The following is a 19372-nucleotide window of genomic DNA, read 5'->3' as shown; positions in this document are numbered from 1 at the left end:
TAGTGACGCTGCGCACGATGCCGCGGCACGCCTATAAAAATAACCTGTTCGCCGTTCGCGGCAACGCTTTGAATTGAGAAGGGATAATGGAGTCTGTTCATATTGGTTTTCCTCTGGAGACGGTCAGCGTATTCGTTGGGCTGTCGATTGCCGCGCTGCTGATTGACCTGTTTGCCCACCGCGGCAACCACGCCATCAGCCTGAAAAGCGCGGTAGGCTGGTCAATTTTCTGGGTCGCCACGGCCCTGGGTTTTGCCGGTTTCCTCTATATTCACCACGGTGCGGCCGTTGCTAACCTGTTTATTACCGGTTATGCGCTGGAGAAAGTGCTGTCGGTGGACAACCTGTTTGTGATGATGGCAATTTTCGCCTGGTTCAAAGTGCCGGATGGTTTGCGCCACCGCGTGCTCTACTGGGGCGTGATCGGGGCGATTGTGTTCCGCGGCATTTTTGTGGCCTTCGGCACCGCGCTGCTCTCCCTCGGGCCGTGGGTGGAGATGGTGTTTGCGGTGATCGTCGCCTGGACGGCGGTGATGATGCTGCGCTCCGGCGAAGACGACGAGGAGATCGAAGATTACTCCGATCACTTCGCCAACCGTCTGGTGCGCCGCTTCTTCCCGGTCTGGCCGAAACTGGCCGGCGACCGTTTCCTGCTGAAAGCCGGCGAAGTCTCCGCTGAGCTGGAGAAGCCGCAGAACAAGGGCTTCGCCTTTACGGTGAAGAAAGGCGCGCGCTACGCCACGCCGCTGCTGCTCTGTGTGGCGGTGGTGGAGCTGTCGGACGTGATGTTCGCCTTTGACAGCGTCCCGGCGGTGATCGCCGTGAGCCGCGAGCCGCTGATCGTCTACTCCGCGATGATGTTCGCCATCCTCGGCCTGCGCGCGCTCTACTTTGTGCTGGAAGCGCTGCGCCGCTACCTGTCACACCTGGAGAAAGCGGTGGTGGTGCTGCTGTTCTTTATCGCCTTCAAACTCGGCCTGAACGCCAGCGACCACCTCTGGCACCACGGTTACGAGATCGGCATCAACACCAGCCTCTACATCGTGCTGATTGTGCTGGGCCTCGGCATCCTCGCCAGCGTGCTGTTCCCGGCCAAAGAGAAGTAATTCTCCCGCCACTATGAAAAAACCCCGGCCCGCCGGGGTTTTTCTTTTTCAGGTTGGTGGAAAGGCGAAACAGTGCAGGCAGAGTTTTTAACTACTTGCAGGATCAATGACTTAAGTCGCATAAAAAGAGGGAAAAAATCGGTAGAATTTTTGCGCCTGAGAAAAGTCAGGGTAATCAATGAAATACGGTAAAAGTGTTCCCCGCGAGAGCGGGGATGAACCGCCTACCGGATATTGCATCTGCATCTGCATCAGGTGTTCCCCGCGAGAGCGGGGATGAACCGTGGGCGACCGCCGCAGAGGGTGGGATAGCCAGGTGTTCCCCGCGAGAGCGGGGATGAACCGCATTCGGTTGCTTCCTTGCCGGGTTGGTTGGAGTGTTCCCCGCGAGAGCGGGGATGAACCGGCGACATTATCCGAAGGCCAATTGGTCACCTAGTGTTCCCCGCGAGAGCGGGGATGAACCGCCGCGCGCCTGGGGGTTTCCTGGGATGCCGGTGTGTTCCCCGCGAGAGCGGGGATGAACCGCCCCCTGACGCGTGGAACCTATTGGAGAGGGAGTGTTCCCCGCGAGAGCGGGGATAAACCTGGGAAACCCTGAGGCCAGTGTAACGATCGAACGTGTTCCCCGCGAGAGCGGGGGAATGAATCGGCGTCGGTCAGATTTCGGTTTGGTCAGTTTAATTCAAAGCAAATGGCGAAATTCGTCTACCGTCCTGTTAGGAGAAATTTATGTTAAAAATAGAATAAATTGCATTAATTTTGTTTTATATCAATAAATCACTACATTTAATTTTAGCCCTGGGGTTTGGTCACTATTTTTATTGATTTCAAAAAAATAAGTGACTATTGTTTTTTTAACTTCAGATGGTTTTAATGAGAGTGAGGGTGTATGAAGGAAAAAAAATAAAGAAGAAAATGTTCCTGACGTTTTCGAATGCACGCATAAAGGAATTCTTAATCTGGGAGGGAAAGAAATATCATGTGCAGTATTAAGCAATGGTAAAAGAATAATTACTCAAACTGCTTTGTTTGATGTTTTCGGAAGGCCAAGAAAAGGGGAAAAAAGACTAGGTAAAGAATACCCTTCTATAATAGGTGCAAGAAATCTCCTTCCTTATGTTGATGAGGAGCTAATCGAATATTCTAAACCTGTCCATTACTACTCATCAACATCTTCAAAAATACTGAAGTCAGGATATGATGCTAATATTATCCCTGCTGTTTGCGAAATATATTTATCTGCAAAAGAAAATAATGATATTTTAGAATCGCAAGAAAAAATTGTATATCAAGCCAATGTTATAATTCGAGCGCTTGCTAAGGTAGGTATTGCTGCACTTGTTGATGAAGCCACTGGTTATCAGTTAGAGCGAGAAAGTGATGCTTTGCAAACTTTATTAAGGGCATATATATCGGAAGACCTACTACAGTGGCAGTCTCGATTTCCAAGAAAATTTTACCAAGAAATTTATCGGCTATATGACTGGGATTATAACCCAACATCGTTCAAACATCCTAGCTACATAGGACATTTCACAAATGACTATATATACAAGAAAATGCCAACTGGGGTGCTTAATGAATTGAGAAGCAGAAATCCAAAAAACAATAGTGGGAATAGGTTAAGAAGGCATCATCAGTTCCTTTCCGGTGATATAGGAATTCCTCACCTTGAAAAGCATATAACCAAAGTAATCACTATAATGGAACTTTCTAAAAATATTGATGAATTTAGAATTAATTTTACTAAAATTTTTGGTCCCGAAAAAGATGATCTTCAACTTAGTTTGATTTAAAAGGATTTTATCTTAACAATAAGAATTGTCAAAGGAATGCTAAATTAGTGTTTCCCACGCGAGCGGAGATAAACCGTATGCGCGACAGTATGGTTTTTAAGTGGCTGCACAGGTTAACGACTCTGGTGCTGCTTATCGTGGTAATGGGGTTTCTGCTGCTGAACCGTACAGCAGACTACAAGGCCGATGACCTCTTCCACACCAGCCGTCAGGTCACTCCGGATCTGTGGCTCTACGCGACCCGGAACGACAGCGGAAACGCCACAGTGCCGGTGGTGTACCGGTACTATCTCTTGCCGGAAATCACCGGTTCTGAAGGGGAGATCGTCAAGGCACTGCACAGCAGTATGCCGTTTCTTGAAGGAACCGGGGATATTACGGCGATCAGTGCCGAAAACAACCGCGTCAAGGTCGTATACAGCGGCCGGGTCTATTCGCTGGATCAGTCAGCCTATTACACGGCCAACGGAAAGGACATGGCGATGCACCTCGCCTACGAAATTCAGTAAAAGGTCATGACAGAACGTGTTCCCCGCGAGAGCAGGGATAAATGAGTCTACGAATCTGGTGATAAGGGATTAATCGTATTATGAAACGCCTGATATGGATGCTGATTTTTTTTAGTTTTCACACTTTATCAGCGGTTACACCCAGTGAATGTGTCAAGCTAAACAACGGCATTGGTTCTGCCATGTATATTTCAATGCTGGAAGATCTGAAAATAGCGCGATCCAATATCATTAAAGAAAAGACTAAGGCAACAATAGTTGTTACCTCTCCCGTTACGCATCCGCTGGCAATGGTGTACGGCGAAGAGGAAAAACGCCTTAGCGGGGAGCACAGCGAGGATCGTACAACCGCAGAAGAATATGCGCAGGGCTTTATGGCAGACAATTCAAAAAATATAATTACTGAATACATCTTTGAAAATAAGGAAGGGAAACACAACGTTTTTCTGGCTTCAGCATTCGCCAGCGAGAACGACTGCTCAGTAAGGTTCAACGGTTATATCATCGTTAAACGTGAGTTTTAAAATTGCTACTGCAAAACATAAATATTTTTATGTTATTAACCGCGAGAGTGGGAATACACCGAGCCGTGTGAGCTACATCGAAACTGCGCTGGAGTGTTCCCCGCGAACGCGGGGATAGTCTCCGCCTTCAGGCGAAGGCGAGTCTGTGTAAATGGCTGACATCTGTTAACTGCCTGGCGATAAACAGGCTGTATGTGGCCTGAATTTTTAACCAGGTTTCCGGTGTGCTGCCAATCACGGCGGAAAGTTTAAGGGCCATTTCTGGCGTAACGGCAGTATGGCCGGAAATTAACCGGCTGGCCGTTGAGGGCGCGATCTCCATCGCTTTCGCAAATTGACGGAGGCTCACATTCATGTCCTCCAGCGCTTCAGCAATGATTTCGCCAGGGTGGGCGGGGTTAGCCATTTTCATTAGTGGTAATCCTCCAGGTTAAGAATTTCAGCATCACCATCGATAAATTTAAAGGTGATGCGCCAGTTGCCGGAGACGCTGATCGACCAACTATCTTTGCGATCGCCTTTGAGCGCGTGCAGGTCATACCCTGGCATATCGATTGCGTCTATACAGTCAGCGGCATCAATCACCGTGAGGCGCGTTTTAATTCGGTTAACCAGTTTTTGTTCAATGCCGCTGCTGTCATTTTTAAGGAAAAAATTCTTTAGCCCTTTATGTTTAAAGCTTTTAATCATGGTCTCGTCCTTGTTCCCTCTTGCGGAACAGTATAGCAAGTGTTCCGCATGAGGGAACAGGCATGGTTGCTAAAATGGCGCAATAAAAAACCGACAGCCTCTGTCGGTTTCAGAAAAGTAATGAGACTGCCATCCCCCCTACATATTCCCTTCCAGCTTATAGTGCCGGGTATTTTCCCGTTTCACCTTAATCCGCCAGATAACCGCCAGCAGGATGAACCAGAGCGGCATCGAGAACAGCGCGATGCGCGTGTCCGGGTCGAACACCATGATCACCAGCGAGAACAGGAAAAACAGCAGGCTCAGGCGGCAGAGGAAGATGCCGGCGGGCATTTTGAACATCGCCTGCTGGTGCAGTGCCGGGCTGCGTTTGCGGTAGACCAGGTAGGCCACCAGGATCATGCCCCAGCTGTAGATCACCAGAATCGCGGCCAGCGTCGAGACGATGGTAAACAGCGTCATCACGTTCGGCACCAGGAACAGCAGCAGGGTGCCGCTCAGCATACAGAAGATAGAGAAGACCAGGCTGCGTACCGGGATCGCCGTGGTGCGGGACAAAATCCGGAACTGCCAGTGCGCGTGCTTCTCCATCGACAGGCCGTAGAGCATCCGGGTGCTGGAGTAGACGCCGCTGTTGGCCGAGGACATCGCTGACGTCAGCGCAACGAAGTTAATGATCGCCGCCGCTGCCGGCAGCCCCGCCTTGGCAAACAGCGTCACGAACGGGCTGGTGTCGGGCGAGATGTGCTGCCAGGAGGTCACGGCGATGATCACCAGCATCGACAGCACATAAAACAGGATGATGCGCAGCGGGATCGCGTTGATCGCTTTCGGCAGGATCTTCTCCGGCTCGCGCGTCTCGGCGGTCATGGTGCCCAGCAGCTCAATCCCGGTGTAGGAGAAAATGGCGATCTGAAACCCGGCGAAGAAGCCCACCACGCCGTGCGGCATGAAGACCGCCGGATCCGTGAGGTTGCCGAGTGAGGCGCGTACGCCGTCCGGCGACGTCCAGCCGGTGGCGACCATCCAGATGCCGGTGACAATCAGCGCCACTATCGCGATGATCTTGATCAGGGCGAACCAGAACTCCGCCTCGCCGAACATCTTCACCGACATCAGGTTAAACAAAAACAGCAGGGCGAGGGTGAACAGCGCCGGGATCCAGGGCGAAAGGTGCGGCAGCCAGTACTGCACATAGCCGCCGCATACCACCACATCGGCGATGCAGGTCACCACCCAGCTCAGCCAGTAAGACCAGCCGAGAAAGAAGCTCGCTTTGGGGCCAAGGTAATCGGAAACGAAATCAGCAAACGAGCGGTACGCCAGCTTAGTGAGCAGCAGCTCGCCCATCGCCCGCATCACCATAAACATAAAGAACCCGACCACCACGTAGGTGATGAGGATAGAGGTGCCCGAGACGGCGATGGTTTTCCCGGCGCCCATAAACAGGCCGGTGCCGATGGCACCGCCAAGGGAGATTAACTGGATGTGGCGGGCGCTCAGCCCGCGGTGCAGGGTCTCAGGGTTGGGCGTATCCCCGGCGGGTGTGCCCGGCCGTTGTAATTTTTTTTCAGTCATAGGGGTCCTGTCACTCTGATAGGGAAAGGCGCGGCGCGCCCGGTGCCAGCAGCAACCCGGCCCGCAGGCCCGGTGCCACACCGGCGTTGGGGAACAGGATATGGCGCGCGGTATCACCCACCCGCCAGCAGCGATCCGGCTGGTGGGCGATCTCATAACCGGGCGGCAGGCAGGTGAAGTTCTCCGCCTCGTCCGGCAGGTTCAGGGTGAAGTGCTCACTGGTTTTGATGATGCTCTCCGCCACCGTAAAGTGCTGCACCGGCGGTTTTTGCCGGGCCGGCAGCGGCGCGCCGATGATCAACGCGCGGAGCATCGCACCGGTGGCCGCAAACTGCGGCAGGTCGTTCCGGCCGAACGGCCGCGCCTTGCCCAGTTCCAGCGTGCAGCTCTGCGCCTGAAACGCCTCACTGACGAAGTGGCTGAAGGTGCCGCCTGCGGCGCTGTGCTGCACCACCGCATCCAGCTCCGCCGCTGCCAGCATGTCGAAAAACGGCGGGTGATAGGGGTGCGCATGGTAAGGCACCAGCGCAAACTGCGGGTAGCGCGAACCGCGGATCGCGGTGTGCATATCCAGGTGCCAGCGCTCAGTCTCCGGCGCATCAGCCTGCGCAAAGAAGGCGGCAGTCACCCGCTCCAGCTCCGCCGCCCGCGTCGCCTCATGGCTGCGCGGCGCGTTACGGTGGCGGCCGCCGAAGAGCCGGTTCATATCATGGTGCAGGTAGCGGCGGTTGGCGCGCATCGCCGGCAGGTTGCCGAACACCAGCAGCAGGGCGGTCTCCGGGCGCAGTGCGCCGGAACCGATCTCCGCCAGTAATTGCAACAGCAGTTCAATTGGCGCGGTCTCATTGCCATGGATGCCCGCCGACACCACCACCGCCCGCGGCGGGGCGTGCTGCGGCGTCAGTTGCAGCACGCCCTCCGCCAGCCAGCGCGGGCGCAGGACGGCGGGCAGCGGCAGGTCGGGCAGGGCGCAGTGCAGGAGTTGTTCGGTTAATGGCTGCATCTTGCCCCCTCAGCGCTGGAAATCATAAACGGCACCGAGGCGCAGGATCTGCGACAGCTCATCCAGCGCCACATAGACCTCGCGCAGCAGTTGCGGGTCAGCCATGTCGCCGGGGTGCAGCCGGTCGCGGTAGTGCTTGCCGACCCACGCCGTCAGCCGCTGGTAGAGCGTCTCATCCAGCAGGCTGCCGGGGTTCACGGCGGCGCGTTCCGCCTCGTTCAGCACCACCCGCAACCGCAAACAGGCCGGGCCGCCGCCGTTGCGCATGCTCTCGCGCAGGTCAAACACCCGCACCTCATTGACCGGCGAGCCGGGTGCCGTGGTCAGCGCATTCAGGTAATCCCAGACGTTCTCCCGCTGGCGGCACTCCTCCGGCACCACCAGCAGCATTTTGCCGTCCGGCTTGCTCAGTAACTGGCTGTTGAACAGGTAAGAGGCCACCGCGTCCGCCAGGCTGACGCGCGACTCCGGCACCTCCAGGCTGATGAAGTCATGCCCCAGCGCCGCCATGTTGTCGCGCAGCGCGCCCAGCACCGCAGGCTGGTCGACAAACGCCCGCTGGTGGTGGAACAGCACGTTTTTATTGCTGACGGCGATCACGTCATTGTGGAACACGCCGCTGTCGATGGCGGCCGGGTGCTGCTGGACAAACAGCGTCCGTTCCGGGTTGAGCTGGTGCAGCCGCGCCACCGCCTCACTCGCTTCGCGCGTCTGGCGCGCCGGGTAGCGCTGCGGTTGCAGGCCGGCGCCGAAAGCGCGGCGGCCATAGACAAACATCTGTATGCCCGGCGTCGCGTAGTCACCGCCAAAACGGTTGTGGTTGGCCGCGCCCTCATCACCGAAATCGCCGTGCTGCGGCAGGGCGTGGTGGTGGCAGAAGTGCGCTTCATCGGCAAAGGTGGCACGCAGGATCGCCGAGGTGGTCGGCGCTTCCAGCGACCGGTGCAGCTTGTTGTTCAGGTTGGCGACGGTGAAATGCACGCGGCCGTCCGCGCTGTCTGCCGACGGCGACACGGTGGCGGCGTTGGCCGTCCACATCGCCGAGGCGGAACCGAGCGTCGAGAGCAGTTGCGGCGAGTAGGCGGCCGCCTGTTGCAGCATCTGCTCATCGCTGCCGCTGAAGCCGAGCGCCCGCAGGGCGGCGACGTTCGGGCGCGGGTGGGGCGGCAACACGCCCTGTACAAACCCGGCATCCGCCAGCGCTTTCATCTTCTCCAGCCCCTGCAACGCCGCCTTGCGCGGGTTGGAGACGCCATCTTTATTGTTCAGCGACGCCTCATTCCCGACGGAGAGGCCGGCATAGTGGTGGGTCGGGCCGACCAGGCCATCAAAATTTGCTTCATAACCAGACATAACTACCCTCTGCGTGGTGGCGGATCAGAATTTCAGGCCGGGGTTCAGGGTCTCCGGCAGCGCCGGGGAATCGGTGACCAGCGAGGCCATCGGCCAGGCGCAGTAGTCAGCGGCGTAATAGGCGCTCGGCCGGTGGTTGCCGGAAGCGCCGATGCCGCCGAACGGCGCATTGCTGGAGGCACCGGTCAGCGGTTTGTTCCAGTTCACAATCCCGGCGCGGGCGTCATCCGCCAGTTGGGCGAAACGGGCCGGATCGGGTGAGATCAGGCCGATCGCCAGCCCGTAACGGGTGGCGTTGGCGATCCGGATCGCCTCCTCAAAGGTGGTGTAGCGCGACACCGACAGCAGCGGGCCGAAGTACTCCTCATCCGGCACCTCAATGCCGGTGACCTCGATGATCCCCGGCGTCAGCAGCGTGGCGTTGGCGTCCGGCTGGGTCATCTCCAGCAGCGAATGGCCGCCGAGCGCCTGCAACTGCTGTTGCGCCTGCAACATCGACTCCGCCGCCTGCAACGAGATCACCCCGCCGATAAACGGCTGCGGCTCCGCGTTCCAGTGACCGACCTCGATCCGGCGGCTCACCTCCACCAGCCGGGCGATCAGCGCGTCGCCCTCCGGCCCCGCCTTCACCAGCAGGCGGCGGGCGCAGGTGCAGCGCTGCCCGGCAGAGATAAAGGCGGACTGGATAATCAGGTGCACGGCCGCATCCTGGTTTTCGACGCTGTCGACGATCAGCGCGTTGTTGCCGCCCATCTCCAGCGCCAGCATTTTCTCCGGCTGGCCGGCCAGGTAGCGGTGGAAGTGGAACCCGGCCGCCGCGCTGCCGGTAAACAGCACGCCGTCGATTTCCGCGTCTTCCAGCAGCGCTTTGCCGGTCTCTTTGCCGCCCTGGATCAGGTTCAGCACGCCGTCCGGCAGGCCCGCCTCCTGCCACAGCCGCACCGTCAGCTCGGCGGTGGCCGGGGTCAGCTCACTCGGTTTGAACACCAGCGTATTGCCGGCGATCAGCGCCGGGATGATGTGGCCGTTGGGCAGGTGGCCGGGGAAGTTATAGGGGCCGAACACCGCCATCACGCCGTGCGGCTTGTGGCGCAGCAGCGCTTTGCCGTCCGCCATCGCGGTTTCGCTCTCGCCGGTGCGGCGCTGCCAGGCGTCCACGGAGATGGCGGCTTTGCCGATCATCGCCTGTACCTCGGTGCGCGTCTCCCACAGCGGCTTGCTGGTCTCCTGGCTGATCAGCCGCGCCAGCGCCTCTTTATGGTCAGCCAGCAGCGCGGCGAAGCGTTCAATGATGGCGATGCGCTGGGCGGCCGGGCGGTGTGACCAGCCGTAAAACGCCTCGCGGGCGGCGCGGCAGGCGGCCTGCACCTCTTTCGCCCCGGCGCTGTGCGCCTGCCAGAGCACCTGTTGGTCATTAGGGGAGAACTTGCTGAAACGCGGGCCGCTGCCCGGTTGCCAGTTACCCTGGATAAAGTGTGCAGCGTGCGTCATGCGGGCAGTTCCTCAGGCAGCAGGCTGACCAGCCGGGCGTTATCGCCTTCAGCCAGGTGCAGCGCGTCAATCATCGGGCCGGTAAGATCCAGCGTCGGGGTAGTGGCATCGGCCTCAATCAGCAGGGCGCGGAAATCCTCAAAGTGCTGGTTGGCGACAATGCAGAGGGTGTCACCGGAGGCGGCCGGGTCACCGTGGCGCACCGGCAGCACGCGGCTGGTGCGCACTGCGCGCAGGGCATCCGTCTCGCCCTCCAGCACCGGCCCGGCGTCAAAGATGTCCACCGAGCCGCGCCAGGTCAGCCCCTCGCGCTCCAGGATGGCACGCGCCGGGGCGGTCTGCGGATGTACCTGGCCGATCACCTGCTGCGCCGGTTCCGGCAGCAGTGAGATGTAGATCGGGTAGGAGGGCATCAGCTCGGCGATAAAGGTTTTGGAGCCGATGCCGGTAAGGTAGTCCGCCTCGGCGAACGGGATCTCGAAAAAGTGGTGGCCGAGCGCGTCCCAGAAGGCGGAGCGGCCGCCGTTGTCCACCACGCCGCGCAGCTCAGCAAACAGGTGCGAGGAGAAAAGCGCCCGGAAGGCGGCGATAAACAGGAAACGCGCCTTGGAGAGAAACAGCCCGTTGCGGTTACGCTGGTAGGCCGGGTCGAGGAACAGGGTGCACAGCTCGCTGTGGCCGGTGTGGTCATAGCTCAGGTAGAGGGTGTCGAGGTTTTTATAGACGCCCAGCTCCCGGGAGGCGCGCACCGTGCGCTGGATGCGGAAGTTATAGAACGGCTCATCCAGCCCCACCGCCACCTCAATGGCGCTGACGCCGACCACTTTCGCCAGGGCCGTATCTTCCAGCACAAACAAAAACCCCTGCTGGGATTTGGGGCGCAGCCCGGCGAAGGTTTCAACGCTGCGCGCAATGCGCGCGCGCAGGCGGTCGGGGTTATTCGGCAGTGAGGTCAACCCCACGCCCGCGCGGGCGGAGAGGTCGAGAATATCGTTCAGGTCAGTCTCTCTGACCGGGCGAAACAGCATCATGGCAGGCTCCTCAACGTCTCACACAAAACGGGCAACGGCGCGTTCCAGCCGGGCAAAGCCTGTTTCCAGCTCTTCCGTGCTGATGTCCAGCGCCGGGGCGAAACGCAGCACGTCCGGCCCGGCGATCAGCGCAATCAGCCCCTCTTCGGCAGCCAGGTTGGTCAGCGTCTTGGCCTTGCCGCGCCAGCGCTCCGCCAGCGCCGCGCCAATCAGCAGCCCCTTGCCGCGCACCGCACTGAACACGCCGTGACGCGCGTTGAGCTGCTCCAGGTGGCTGACAATGATGTCGTGGCGCTCACGCACCCCCTGCAATAATTCGTCATCCAGCAGTGACAGCACCTTGTCCGCCACTGTGGCCGCCAGCGGGTTGCCGCCGAAGGTGGTGCCGTGGGTGCCGGGCTGGAACACCTGCGCCCACGCCTCTTTCGCCAGCATCGCGCCGATCGGGAAACCGCCGCCCAGCCCTTTGGCGCTGGTGAGGATGTCCGGCTCCACGCCGTAGGTTTGGTAGGCGTACAGCGCGCCGGTACGCCCGGCACCGGTCTGCACCTCATCGAAAATCAGCGTCGCCTGGTGCCGGTCACACAGCGTGCGCAGCCCGGCCAGGAACGCCGGGTCAGCCGGGATCACACCGCCTTCGCCGACAATCGGCTCGACAATGATCGCGCAGGTTTTATCGGAGATATGATTCTCCACCGCGTTAAGATCGTTGTAGGGCAGGTGGGTAACGCCCGGCGGCAGCGGGGCGTAATCAGCGGAGTATTTCGGCTGGCCGCCGACCGTGACGGTAAACAGCGTGCGGCCGTGGAAGGAGTTGGTGAAGGCGATGATCTCCTGCTTGTGCGCGCCGTGGCGGTCATGGGCATATTTGCGTGCCAGCTTCAGCGCCGCCTCGTTGGCCTCTGCACCGGAGTTACAGAAGAAGACTTTGTCGGCAAAAGTGGCGTCGACCAGCCGTTTCGCCAGCCGCAGCACCGGCTCGTTGGTGTAGCCATTGCCGATGTGCCAGAGTTTCCCCGCCTGTTCCGCGAGGGCGGCGGCGAGATTGGCATTGGCATGGCCCAGGGAGTTGACGGCAATCCCCCCGGCCAGGTCGATATATTCTTTACCTGACTGGTCCCAGACGCGCGAACCGGCAGCCCTGACGGGAATAAACGGCGCGGGGGCAAAACAGGGAACCATATAACGATCAAACCAGTCGCGTGTAATTTTCTCTGCCATAACATCCTCTCCCAATAATAAGTGTGCAGGCCGCGCCATTCTGTCGGCCCATGCTCAGAGAGCAGGGCCATTCCGCCCCGATGACGTCAGGGGGGCACAGGTGTCTGGCTGGAAACTTTTTCTTAACATTTGCCTCAGCACCTTTCAGCAGGTGTGGGGCGGCCTTACATGATTAACATGATAAAAATGAAGGGGTTTTCTCCCGGATTATCGCAATGGAACGGCGGAGGGCCGGTCAGTGATTGACCTCAATGCTGGCCGTGCGCCATAACATTGTCAACACACTTGCCGTCAAAATATTCACTTTTTGATCACATTCAAGCTTCTGATAAATAGGAAAAATTCAAATCTTATGCACTTTGAGTGCATAAAAAATGCATAAAAATGCTTTCCCTATAGGGGCCGAAAAAGCTAATTAATTATTCATTACGTTGTTTAAATAATGCGGCCGAAAAAAATTCCGCGCCTGAATTAACCATTTCCCAATAATTTTTTGGTGCTAGAGTGAAGGCGCATAGTGATATGCAGGTCACTTCCACGGTTTAACAATACAAATAACTTTGTTTAAAAAAGGTTTGTCATGGAAAAGCTCTCTTACGTGTCTGAAAGCAGCACATCGGCCTGGTCCACTTACCTGCAACAAATTGATCGCGTCGCACCCTACCTCGGCGACCTGTCACGCTGGATTGATACCCTGCGCCACCCCAAACGCGCGTTGATTGTCGACATCCCGCTGCAAATGGATGACGGCACCATCCGCCACTTCGAAGGTTTCCGCGTTCAGCACAACCTGTCACGCGGGCCGGGCAAGGGCGGCATCCGCTACCATCCGGATGTCGATCTGAATGAAGTGATGGCGCTCTCCGCCTGGATGACCATCAAATGTGCGGCGGTGAACCTGCCGTACGGCGGCGCGAAGGGCGGCATCCGCGTCGATCCGTTCGCCCTCTCTGACGGTGAACTGGAGCGCCTGACGCGCCGTTACACCAGCGAGATCGGGCTGATTATCGGGCCGCAGAAGGACATCCCCGCGCCGGACGTCGGCACCAACCCGAAAGTCATGGCGTGGATGATGGACACCTACTCCATGAACCACGGCACCACCATCACCGGCGTGGTCACCGGCAAGCCAATCCACCTGGGCGGCTCGCTGGGGCGTGAGAAGGCCACCGGCCGCGGTGTGTTTGTCACCGGCAAAGAGGTGGCGCGCCGTGCGGGCATCGGCATTGAAGGGGCGAACGTCGCGGTGCAGGGCTTCGGTAACGTCGGCAGCGAAGCGGCACGGCTGTTTGTGGAAGCCGGTTCGTGGGTGGTGGCGGTGCAGGACCATACCGCGACCCTGTTCAACGCCGGCGGCATTGACCTGCACGCCCTGAGCGACTGGCAACTCGCGCACAAACAGATCGCCGGCTTCCCGGGGGCGAAAACGATCGACAGCGACGCCTTCTGGGACGTGGAGATGGACATCTTCATCCCGGCCGCGCTGGAAGGGCAGATCACCCGCGAGCGTGCGGAGAAACTGCGCTGCAAACTGGTGCTGGAAGGGGCGAACGGCCCGACCTACCCGGAAGCGGATGACATCCTGAAAGCGCGCGGCGTGACCGTGGTGCCGGACGTGATCTGTAACGCCGGCGGCGTGACCGTGAGTTACTTTGAGTGGGTGCAGGACATGGCCAGCTTCTTCTGGAGTGAAGAGGAGATCAACGTGCGCATGGACAAGATCATGACCGACGCAATGGTCCACGTCTGGGACAAGGCCGTAGAGAAGGGGTGCAGCCTGCGCACTGCCGCCTACATCGTGGCCTGTGAACGCATTCTGATGGCGCGTAAAGATCGCGGTATTTACCCCGGGTAAGCCGCCGCAGCACGGGCGGCAGGGCCGCCCGTGCAGTCACTTATCCCCGGTTATTCATATTGCAGATAAGCGACGTGGGTTTGCAGGTACTCTTCCAGCCCGTGACGGCCATCCGCGCCGCCCACCCCGGATTTACGCCAGCCCGCATGGAACCCCTGCATCGCTTCAAAGTTCTCACGGTTGACGTAGGTTTCGCCGAACTTCAGCCCTTTTAGCGCCTTCATGGTGACGTTCAGGTCACGGGTGAAGATCGACGACGTCAGGCCATATTCGCTGTCATTCGCCAGCGCGATCGCCTCGTCCAGCGTGGAGAAGGCCATCACCGGCAGCACCGGCCCGAAAGTTTCCTCTTTCATCACCGCCATATCCGCGCGCACGTTGGTCAGCAGCGTCGGCTCATAGAAGAAGCCGCGGTCGCCGATGCGTTTGCCGCCAATCTCCACTTTTGCGCCCTGTTCCACGGCGTTCGCCACTTTTTGCTCCACACGCTCCAGCGCCGCCCGGGTGATCAGCGGCCCCATGTCCAGCGTTGCCTGCTCGGCCGGGTCGCCCACTTTCACCTGGCGGAACGCCTCGGTCAGGCGCGTGACGAACTCGTCATATACCCCTTCCTGCACATAGAGGCGCTCGGCGCAGTTACAGACCTGCCCGGTGTTGATCACGCGGGAGCTGACAATCGCTTTCACCGCCAGATCGAGGTCTGCGTCGTTCATCACGATGGCCGGGGCTTTGCCGCCCAGCTCCAGCGAGACTTTGGTGACGTTGTTGGCCGCCGCCTGCATGGTGGCGATGCCGGCGTTGACGCTGCCGGTGAGGCTGACCATGCCCACTTTCGGGTTGGCGGCCAGCTCCTGCCCGACCACCGGGCCGTAGCCAGTGACCACGTTAAACACCCCGGCCGGTAAGCCCACTTCATCGACGATTTCGGCGAAGATCACCGCATTATTCGGCGTCAGTTCGCTGGGTTTGATCACGATGGTGTTACCGGTGACCAGCGCCGGGGCCGCTTTGCGGGCGATCAGGAAGAACGGGAAGTTCCACGGCAGGATGCCGGTGGTGACACCAATCGCTTTCTTGAACACCAGGATATTTTCATTCGGGCGGTCGCTCTGCACGATCTCCCCTTCATAACGGCGCGCCCACCCGGCCATGTACTCCAGGTAGTCGGCGGTGAACAGCACTTCGGTCTGTGCCAGCGCCTGGGTTTTGCCGCCCTCGGCCACGATGGTGGCGGTGAGTTCCGGCTCGCGGCGGCGGATGCCGGCGGCGATCTTGATCAGCCAGTTGCCGCGCTCCACCGCAGGCAGCGCTTCCCAGCCCGGCTGGGCCGCCTCGGCCGCATCGATGGCGCGGCGCGCATCCTCGGCGCTGCCTTCCGGCACCCGCGAGAGCACCTCTTCGGTGGCCGGGTTGATCACCTCAATCCACTTATCGCTGCGGTTCTCCACAAACTGGCCGTTGATGTACATCTGTTGCTGAACTGGGGACATGGCAGGATCTCCGTAACCAATATTTTATCGTCGTGTTAATAAACAGAGAGGTTTCTGTTATTTGGTTGCCAACATGACGCACCCAACGGGAAATCACCTTCATCTGGCTGCCATTTGCCTGCCACAGGTGGCAAAAAACCGCAGATCGGCATGACCGGCGTAGCAGATTTACAACATGGGGAGGAACAGGGGAAAGAACACAGGTACAACAGAGGAAAAACGCGCCATCTCTTCTCATCACTGACCATTAAAAGGGCCTGCCATGACCAGACTGACTGCAAAAGATTTCCCGCCTGAACTGCTCGAATACTTTGATTTCTATGTGCACGGCAAGATCAGCAAACGCGAGTTTCTCGATCTGGCGTCGAAATTTGTGGTGGGAGGCCTGTCCGCCGTGGCGCTGGGGACGCTGCTGACGCCTAACTACGCCTTTGCACAGCAGGTGGAGTTTACCGACCCGGCGATTCTGCCCGAGTACATCCACTACCCGTCACCCAACGGGCACGGCAGCGTCAGGGGCTATTTCGTCAAACCGGCCAACGTCAGCGGCAAAGTGCCGGCGGTGGTGGTGGTGCATGAGAACCGGGGGCTGAACCCCTATATCGAAGATGTGGCGCGGCGCGTGGCGAAGGCCGGGTTTATCGCGCTGGCACCGGACGGCTTAAGCGCCGTCGGCGGTTACCCCGGCAATGATGAGAAAGGCCGCGAACTGCAACAGCAGGTCGACCCCACCAAATTGATGAATGACTTTTTCGCGGCGATAGAGTTCCTGATGCACCACGAGGCGACCACCGGCAAAGTGGGCATTACCGGGTTCTGTTACGGCGGCGGGGTGGCGAATGCGGCGGCGGTGGCCTACCCGGAGCTGGGGGCGGCGGTGCCGTTCTATGGCCGCCAGCCGAAAACCGAGGATGTGCCGCGCATCAAAGCCCCGTTGCTGCTGCACTTCGGCGAGCTGGATTCGCGCATCAACGAGGGCTGGCCCGCTTATGAGGCGGCGCTGAAAGCCAACCATAAAACCTATCAGGGCTACGTGTACCCCGGGGTGAACCACGGTTTCCATAACGATTCCACGCCGCGTTATGACAAAGCCGCCGCGGAGCTGGCCTGGAGCAGGACGATCGACTGGTTCAAAAAGTACCTGGCGTAAAAAAGGGGGCCGGTGCAGCACCGGCCCCCTTAATGCAGGCGCAGATTACGGGTTACGCTTGTCTTCGGTACGCAGTTCAAAATCGGACGCGTCGTGGCGCTCATGCAGCTGCTCAGACGGCTCGCCCCAGGTACGGTTGACGATGCGGCCGCGCTTCACGGCCGGGCGCTCTGCCACCTCATCCGCCCAGCGCAGCACATGCGGGTAAGCGCTCACATCCAGGAACTCGGCGGCATTATACAGCGACCCTTTCACCAGGCAGCCGTACCACGGCCAGACAGCGATGTCGGCAATGGAGTACTCCTCCCCGGCGATAAAGCGATGCTCCGCCAGTTGCCGGTTCAGCACATCGAGCTGGCGTTTGGCCTCCATGGTGAAGCGGTTGATCGCATACTCAATTTTCACCGGCGCATAGTTATAGAAGTGGCCGAGACCGCCGCCCAGATAGGGCGCGGAGCCTTGCAGCCAGAACAGCCAGTTCAGGGTTTCGGCGCGGGCTGCGTGATCTTCCGGGATGAAATGCCCGAACTTTTCCGCCAGATAGAGCAGGATCGCGCCCGACTCAAACACCCGTACCGGCGTGGTGCCGGAGTGGTCAGAGAGGGCCGGGATTTTGGAGTTCGGGTTCACCGCCACAAAGCCGCTGGAGAACTGGTCGCCTTCGTTGATGCGGATCAGGTGCGCGTCATACTCCGCGCCGCTGACGCCCAGCGCCAGCAGCTCTTCCAGCAGGATCGTCACTTTCTGGCCGTTCGGGGTGCCCAGCGAGTAGAGCTGCAACGGGTGTTTACCCACCGGCAGCGTTTTGTCGTGGGTTGGCCCGGCCACCGGACGGTTGATGTTCGAGAACGTGCCGCCTTCCTGTTGTTGCCAGGTCCAGACTTTCGGGGGTTGGTAGTGAGTGTCTGACATGTTGTTGGTCTGCCTTCTGCTGAGCAATAGGGATAACGATAATGGCGCGGAAAGGTGGCAGGAGGGAAGGGGGCGGCAGGGATAAGGCAGAAAAAGCCAAAGCCCCCACCGGGCAGAGGCCTTCAGGGGGCACGGCTGGGCCTATGATGTCACGCCTGAAGAGAAGATCGTCAAAAAGCTCGGCCACCTGCCGGTACACCTGGTGATGCTGGGCGCCTCCGGCCAGCGCACCTACGAAAAACATGGCTACGCCGACGCCCTGCACGCCCAGATTTCCCACGGAATTTTCGACTACTGCGGCGCGCCGGTGATCACCGCTGAACTGCTGCTGATGGAAGAGCTGGGAACGCCGGATGCGTACCTCGACGCCGCGTACCACATCGGCCGAAGGGTATTTGGGTGAGGGGGCAGAAAAGCAAAAACCCGCCATAAGGCGGGTTTTCTGAAGAAGATGCTCAGCATAAAGTGATGCAGCAATACCTTGTTGTGTAAGGCAATAAAAGGCAGGTAAAATAAAAAGCCCACTCAAAAAGTGGGCTTTCTAAACCTTCATCTGTCCACAGGGGGAGGCGTCCGCCAACAAGTCCCGTGGCTAGTGACACAATCTTAGGACATAACTCGTTATGGCGTCAACGGAAGAGGCTGTACAGGCGATAAAACGGGCTTTAACGCATTCCCGGATGAGTACTTATGAAAAAGTATTTGAGGGAAACCCTGACCGCCGTCTGGCTTTAGAACTCTATGCCTGGAATGCGTTGGTTTCGGCCGCTTTTCTGGCACCGTTGCACCTTTGCGAAGTTGTGGTCAGGAATGCGGTGGCCGATGCGCTTGAAGCGCAATATGGGGAACGGTGGCCATGGTCACCCGGCTTTGAGCGAAGCCTGCCTGATCCCGCAATAGGATATAGCCAGCGCAAAGATTTATTTAATGCGCGCAGAAACCAACAAACCACCGGCAAGGTCATTCCGGAGTTAAAATTCGCATTCTGGCAGAAACTGTTTACCCGGCGTAATGACGAACGTCTCTGGAACAGGTACTTGCCTGTTATTTTCCCTTATGGTGATTCATCCCTGGGTATTAATCAGCAGAGGCAATTTATCTATGATGAACTTGAAAGAGTGCGTAAATTACGAAACCGTATTGCGCATCATGAACCCATTTTTTCCAGGGATCTTTATGTTGATTATCAGGTGATTAATCAACTGATTCGTCTGAGGTGCCCTATTACTGCCGAGTGGATGGCGCAGCATCAGCAAGTACTCTCCCTGATAAAAGAGTTACCCATACCTGCATAAGGGCAAGGTAACCAAACGCCGTTCGATGAAGAGTCCGGATGCAGAAAAGCAAAAACCCGCCTTTTGGGCGGGTTCTTTAAATAGTGGTGCCCGGACTCGGACAACACGCCGCAGGCGTGTTGCACAGCGCGCTTGTCGCGCTGGCCCCGGAGGGGTGAGGGCGAAGCCCGAATAATCGAACGTCGTTCGATAGAGAGTCCGGACGCAGAAAAGCAAAAACCCGCCTTTTGGGCGGGTTCTTTAAATAGTGGTGCCCGGACTCGGAATCGAACCAAGGACACGGGGATTTTCAATCCCCTGCTCTACCGACTGAGCTATCCGGGCAACGGGGCGCATTAAACCGTATTGGCCGGGAGGCGTCAACG

The 19372-nt window shown here is 58.5% G+C and carries 18 protein-coding genes, 1 tRNA gene and 1 CRISPR repeat array; of the genes, 8 read left to right on the top strand and 11 right to left on the bottom strand.

Annotated features, from left to right (window positions below; genetic code table 11):
* The first annotated feature begins 86 nt into the window (after window positions 1–86).
* The 4 genes from CYR32_RS13325 (at window position 87) to CYR32_RS13310 (ending at window position 3938) form a co-directional block, all read left to right on the top strand.
* Complete coding sequence (locus tag CYR32_RS13325) at window positions 87–1106, top strand: TerC/Alx family metal homeostasis membrane protein (protein ID WP_101825156.1); 1020 nt, start codon at window positions 87–89, stop codon at window positions 1104–1106.
* A 194-nt stretch (window positions 1107–1300) separates the two neighbouring features.
* A CRISPR array of direct repeats spans window positions 1301–1695; the repeat unit is 29 nt; unit sequence GTGTTCCCCGCGAGAGCGGGGATGAACCG.
* Between the two features lie 439 nt (window positions 1696–2134).
* Window positions 2135–2905 carry a P63C domain-containing protein gene (locus CYR32_RS13320; RefSeq protein WP_206602460.1) on the top strand — a complete coding sequence of 257 codons (771 nt, stop codon included), beginning with the start codon at window positions 2135–2137 and terminating at the stop codon, window positions 2903–2905.
* Between the two features lie 77 nt (window positions 2906–2982).
* The gene (locus CYR32_RS13315; protein ID WP_101825150.1) at window positions 2983–3414 is read left to right on the top strand and encodes a hypothetical protein; all 432 of its coding nucleotides are present in this window, start codon (window positions 2983–2985) and stop codon (window positions 3412–3414) included.
* Between the two features lie 80 nt (window positions 3415–3494).
* A complete protein-coding gene (locus CYR32_RS13310; protein WP_101825148.1) occupies window positions 3495–3938 on the top strand; it encodes a hypothetical protein in 444 nt (147 codons plus the stop codon).
* 127 nt (window positions 3939–4065) lie between these two features.
* Here the strand turns inward: CYR32_RS13310 and CYR32_RS13305 are convergent, their stop codons facing one another.
* The 8 genes from CYR32_RS13305 to CYR32_RS13270 form a co-directional block, all read right to left on the bottom strand.
* Entirely contained in the window at window positions 4066–4350 is a 285-nt protein-coding gene (locus CYR32_RS13305; protein WP_101825145.1) for a HigA family addiction module antitoxin, read from the bottom strand.
* Window positions 4350–4628 carry a type II toxin-antitoxin system RelE/ParE family toxin gene (locus CYR32_RS13300; protein WP_101825144.1) on the bottom strand — a complete coding sequence of 93 codons (279 nt, stop codon included), beginning with the start codon at window positions 4626–4628 and terminating at the stop codon, window positions 4350–4352. The genes CYR32_RS13305 and CYR32_RS13300 overlap by 1 nt, the downstream gene beginning before the upstream one ends.
* Before the next feature lie 138 nt (window positions 4629–4766).
* A complete protein-coding gene (locus CYR32_RS13295; protein ID WP_101825143.1) occupies window positions 4767–6206 on the bottom strand; it encodes an amino acid permease in 1440 nt (479 codons plus the stop codon).
* A 10-nt stretch (window positions 6207–6216) separates the two neighbouring features.
* Complete coding sequence (gene astE / locus CYR32_RS13290; protein ID WP_101825140.1) at window positions 6217–7209, bottom strand: succinylglutamate desuccinylase; 993 nt, start codon at window positions 7207–7209, stop codon at window positions 6217–6219.
* 9 nt (window positions 7210–7218) lie between these two features.
* Entirely contained in the window at window positions 7219–8562 is a 1344-nt protein-coding gene (gene astB, locus CYR32_RS13285) for an N-succinylarginine dihydrolase (RefSeq protein WP_101825137.1), read from the bottom strand.
* Window positions 8563–8586: 24 nt separating this feature from the next.
* Window positions 8587–10053 (bottom strand): succinylglutamate-semialdehyde dehydrogenase, encoded by a 1467-nt coding sequence (astD, locus tag CYR32_RS13280; protein WP_101825134.1) that lies wholly within the window; start codon window positions 10051–10053, stop codon window positions 8587–8589.
* Entirely contained in the window at window positions 10050–11081 is a 1032-nt protein-coding gene (astA, locus tag CYR32_RS13275; protein WP_241523823.1) for an arginine N-succinyltransferase, read from the bottom strand. The genes astD and astA overlap by 4 nt, the downstream gene beginning before the upstream one ends.
* 21 nt (window positions 11082–11102) lie before the next feature.
* Window positions 11103–12305 carry a bifunctional succinylornithine transaminase/acetylornithine transaminase gene (locus CYR32_RS13270; protein WP_101825129.1) on the bottom strand — a complete coding sequence of 401 codons (1203 nt, stop codon included), beginning with the start codon at window positions 12303–12305 and terminating at the stop codon, window positions 11103–11105.
* Window positions 12306–12885: 580 nt separating this feature from the next.
* Between CYR32_RS13270 and CYR32_RS13265 the strand changes: the two genes are divergently transcribed.
* A complete protein-coding gene (locus CYR32_RS13265) occupies window positions 12886–14160 on the top strand; it encodes a Glu/Leu/Phe/Val family dehydrogenase (protein WP_101825126.1) in 1275 nt (424 codons plus the stop codon).
* A 50-nt stretch (window positions 14161–14210) separates the two neighbouring features.
* Here CYR32_RS13265 and aldA read toward each other — a convergent pair whose 3' ends face one another.
* Window positions 14211–15650 carry an aldehyde dehydrogenase gene (gene aldA / locus CYR32_RS13260; protein WP_101825124.1) on the bottom strand — a complete coding sequence of 480 codons (1440 nt, stop codon included), beginning with the start codon at window positions 15648–15650 and terminating at the stop codon, window positions 14211–14213.
* Window positions 15651–15912: 262 nt separating this feature from the next.
* On the opposite strand from aldA, the gene yghX reads away from it, so the two are divergent.
* Window positions 15913–16800 carry a YghX family hydrolase gene (gene yghX / locus CYR32_RS13255; RefSeq protein ID WP_101825121.1) on the top strand — a complete coding sequence of 296 codons (888 nt, stop codon included), beginning with the start codon at window positions 15913–15915 and terminating at the stop codon, window positions 16798–16800.
* 45 nt (window positions 16801–16845) lie between these two features.
* On the opposite strand, the gene yghU is transcribed toward yghX, so the two are convergent.
* Complete coding sequence (yghU, locus tag CYR32_RS13250; RefSeq protein WP_101825117.1) at window positions 16846–17712, bottom strand: glutathione-dependent disulfide-bond oxidoreductase; 867 nt, start codon at window positions 17710–17712, stop codon at window positions 16846–16848.
* A 202-nt stretch (window positions 17713–17914) separates the two neighbouring features.
* On the opposite strand from yghU, the gene CYR32_RS13245 reads away from it, so the two are divergent.
* Both CYR32_RS13245 and CYR32_RS13240 read left to right on the top strand, forming a co-directional pair.
* On the top strand, window positions 17915–18115 hold the full coding sequence (locus CYR32_RS13245; protein WP_175578822.1) for a hypothetical protein: 201 nt from the start codon (window positions 17915–17917) through the stop codon (window positions 18113–18115).
* A 277-nt stretch (window positions 18116–18392) separates the two neighbouring features.
* The gene (locus tag CYR32_RS13240) at window positions 18393–19007 is read left to right on the top strand and encodes a hypothetical protein (protein ID WP_165698241.1); all 615 of its coding nucleotides are present in this window, start codon (window positions 18393–18395) and stop codon (window positions 19005–19007) included.
* 248 nt (window positions 19008–19255) lie between these two features.
* Here the strand turns inward: CYR32_RS13240 and CYR32_RS13230 are convergent.
* Window positions 19256–19331 (bottom strand) — tRNA-Phe (locus CYR32_RS13230).
* Window positions 19332–19372 lie beyond the last annotated feature (41 nt).

This window comes from Chimaeribacter coloradensis (assembly GCF_002858715.1).
Lineage (GTDB): Bacteria > Pseudomonadota > Gammaproteobacteria > Enterobacterales > Enterobacteriaceae > Chimaeribacter > Chimaeribacter coloradensis.
The sequence above is the reverse complement of the archived record's forward strand: the minus strand, read 5'-3'. Positions and strand labels throughout refer to the sequence as shown.

What these genes read in the sequence shown, in the direction of transcription:
- CYR32_RS13295 (WP_101825143.1), bottom strand. Translation starts at nt 6,206, where the DNA reads ATGACTGAAAAAAAATTACAACGGCCGGGCACACCCGCCGGGGATACG.
- yghU (WP_101825117.1), bottom strand. Translation starts at nt 17,712, where the DNA reads ATGTCAGACACTCACTACCAACCCCCGAAAGTCTGGACCTGGCAACAA.
- CYR32_RS13265 (WP_101825126.1), top strand. Translation starts at nt 12,886, where the DNA reads ATGGAAAAGCTCTCTTACGTGTCTGAAAGCAGCACATCGGCCTGGTCC.
- CYR32_RS13300 (WP_101825144.1), bottom strand. Translation starts at nt 4,628, where the DNA reads ATGATTAAAAGCTTTAAACATAAAGGGCTAAAGAATTTTTTCCTTAAA.
- CYR32_RS13240 (WP_165698241.1), top strand. Translation starts at nt 18,393, where the DNA reads ATGAGTACTTATGAAAAAGTATTTGAGGGAAACCCTGACCGCCGTCTG.
- astD (WP_101825134.1), bottom strand. Translation starts at nt 10,053, where the DNA reads ATGACGCACGCTGCACACTTTATCCAGGGTAACTGGCAACCGGGCAGC.
- CYR32_RS13310 (WP_101825148.1), top strand. Translation starts at nt 3,495, where the DNA reads ATGAAACGCCTGATATGGATGCTGATTTTTTTTAGTTTTCACACTTTA.
- aldA (WP_101825124.1), bottom strand. Translation starts at nt 15,650, where the DNA reads ATGTCCCCAGTTCAGCAACAGATGTACATCAACGGCCAGTTTGTGGAG.
- CYR32_RS13325 (WP_101825156.1), top strand. Translation starts at nt 87, where the DNA reads ATGGAGTCTGTTCATATTGGTTTTCCTCTGGAGACGGTCAGCGTATTC.
- CYR32_RS13305 (WP_101825145.1), bottom strand. Translation starts at nt 4,350, where the DNA reads ATGAAAATGGCTAACCCCGCCCACCCTGGCGAAATCATTGCTGAAGCG.
- astB (WP_101825137.1), bottom strand. Translation starts at nt 8,562, where the DNA reads ATGTCTGGTTATGAAGCAAATTTTGATGGCCTGGTCGGCCCGACCCAC.
- yghX (WP_101825121.1), top strand. Translation starts at nt 15,913, where the DNA reads ATGACCAGACTGACTGCAAAAGATTTCCCGCCTGAACTGCTCGAATAC.
- CYR32_RS13315 (WP_101825150.1), top strand. Translation starts at nt 2,983, where the DNA reads ATGCGCGACAGTATGGTTTTTAAGTGGCTGCACAGGTTAACGACTCTG.
- astE (WP_101825140.1), bottom strand. Translation starts at nt 7,209, where the DNA reads ATGCAGCCATTAACCGAACAACTCCTGCACTGCGCCCTGCCCGACCTG.
- CYR32_RS13270 (WP_101825129.1), bottom strand. Translation starts at nt 12,305, where the DNA reads ATGGCAGAGAAAATTACACGCGACTGGTTTGATCGTTATATGGTTCCC.
- astA (WP_241523823.1), bottom strand. Translation starts at nt 11,081, where the DNA reads ATGCTGTTTCGCCCGGTCAGAGAGACTGACCTGAACGATATTCTCGAC.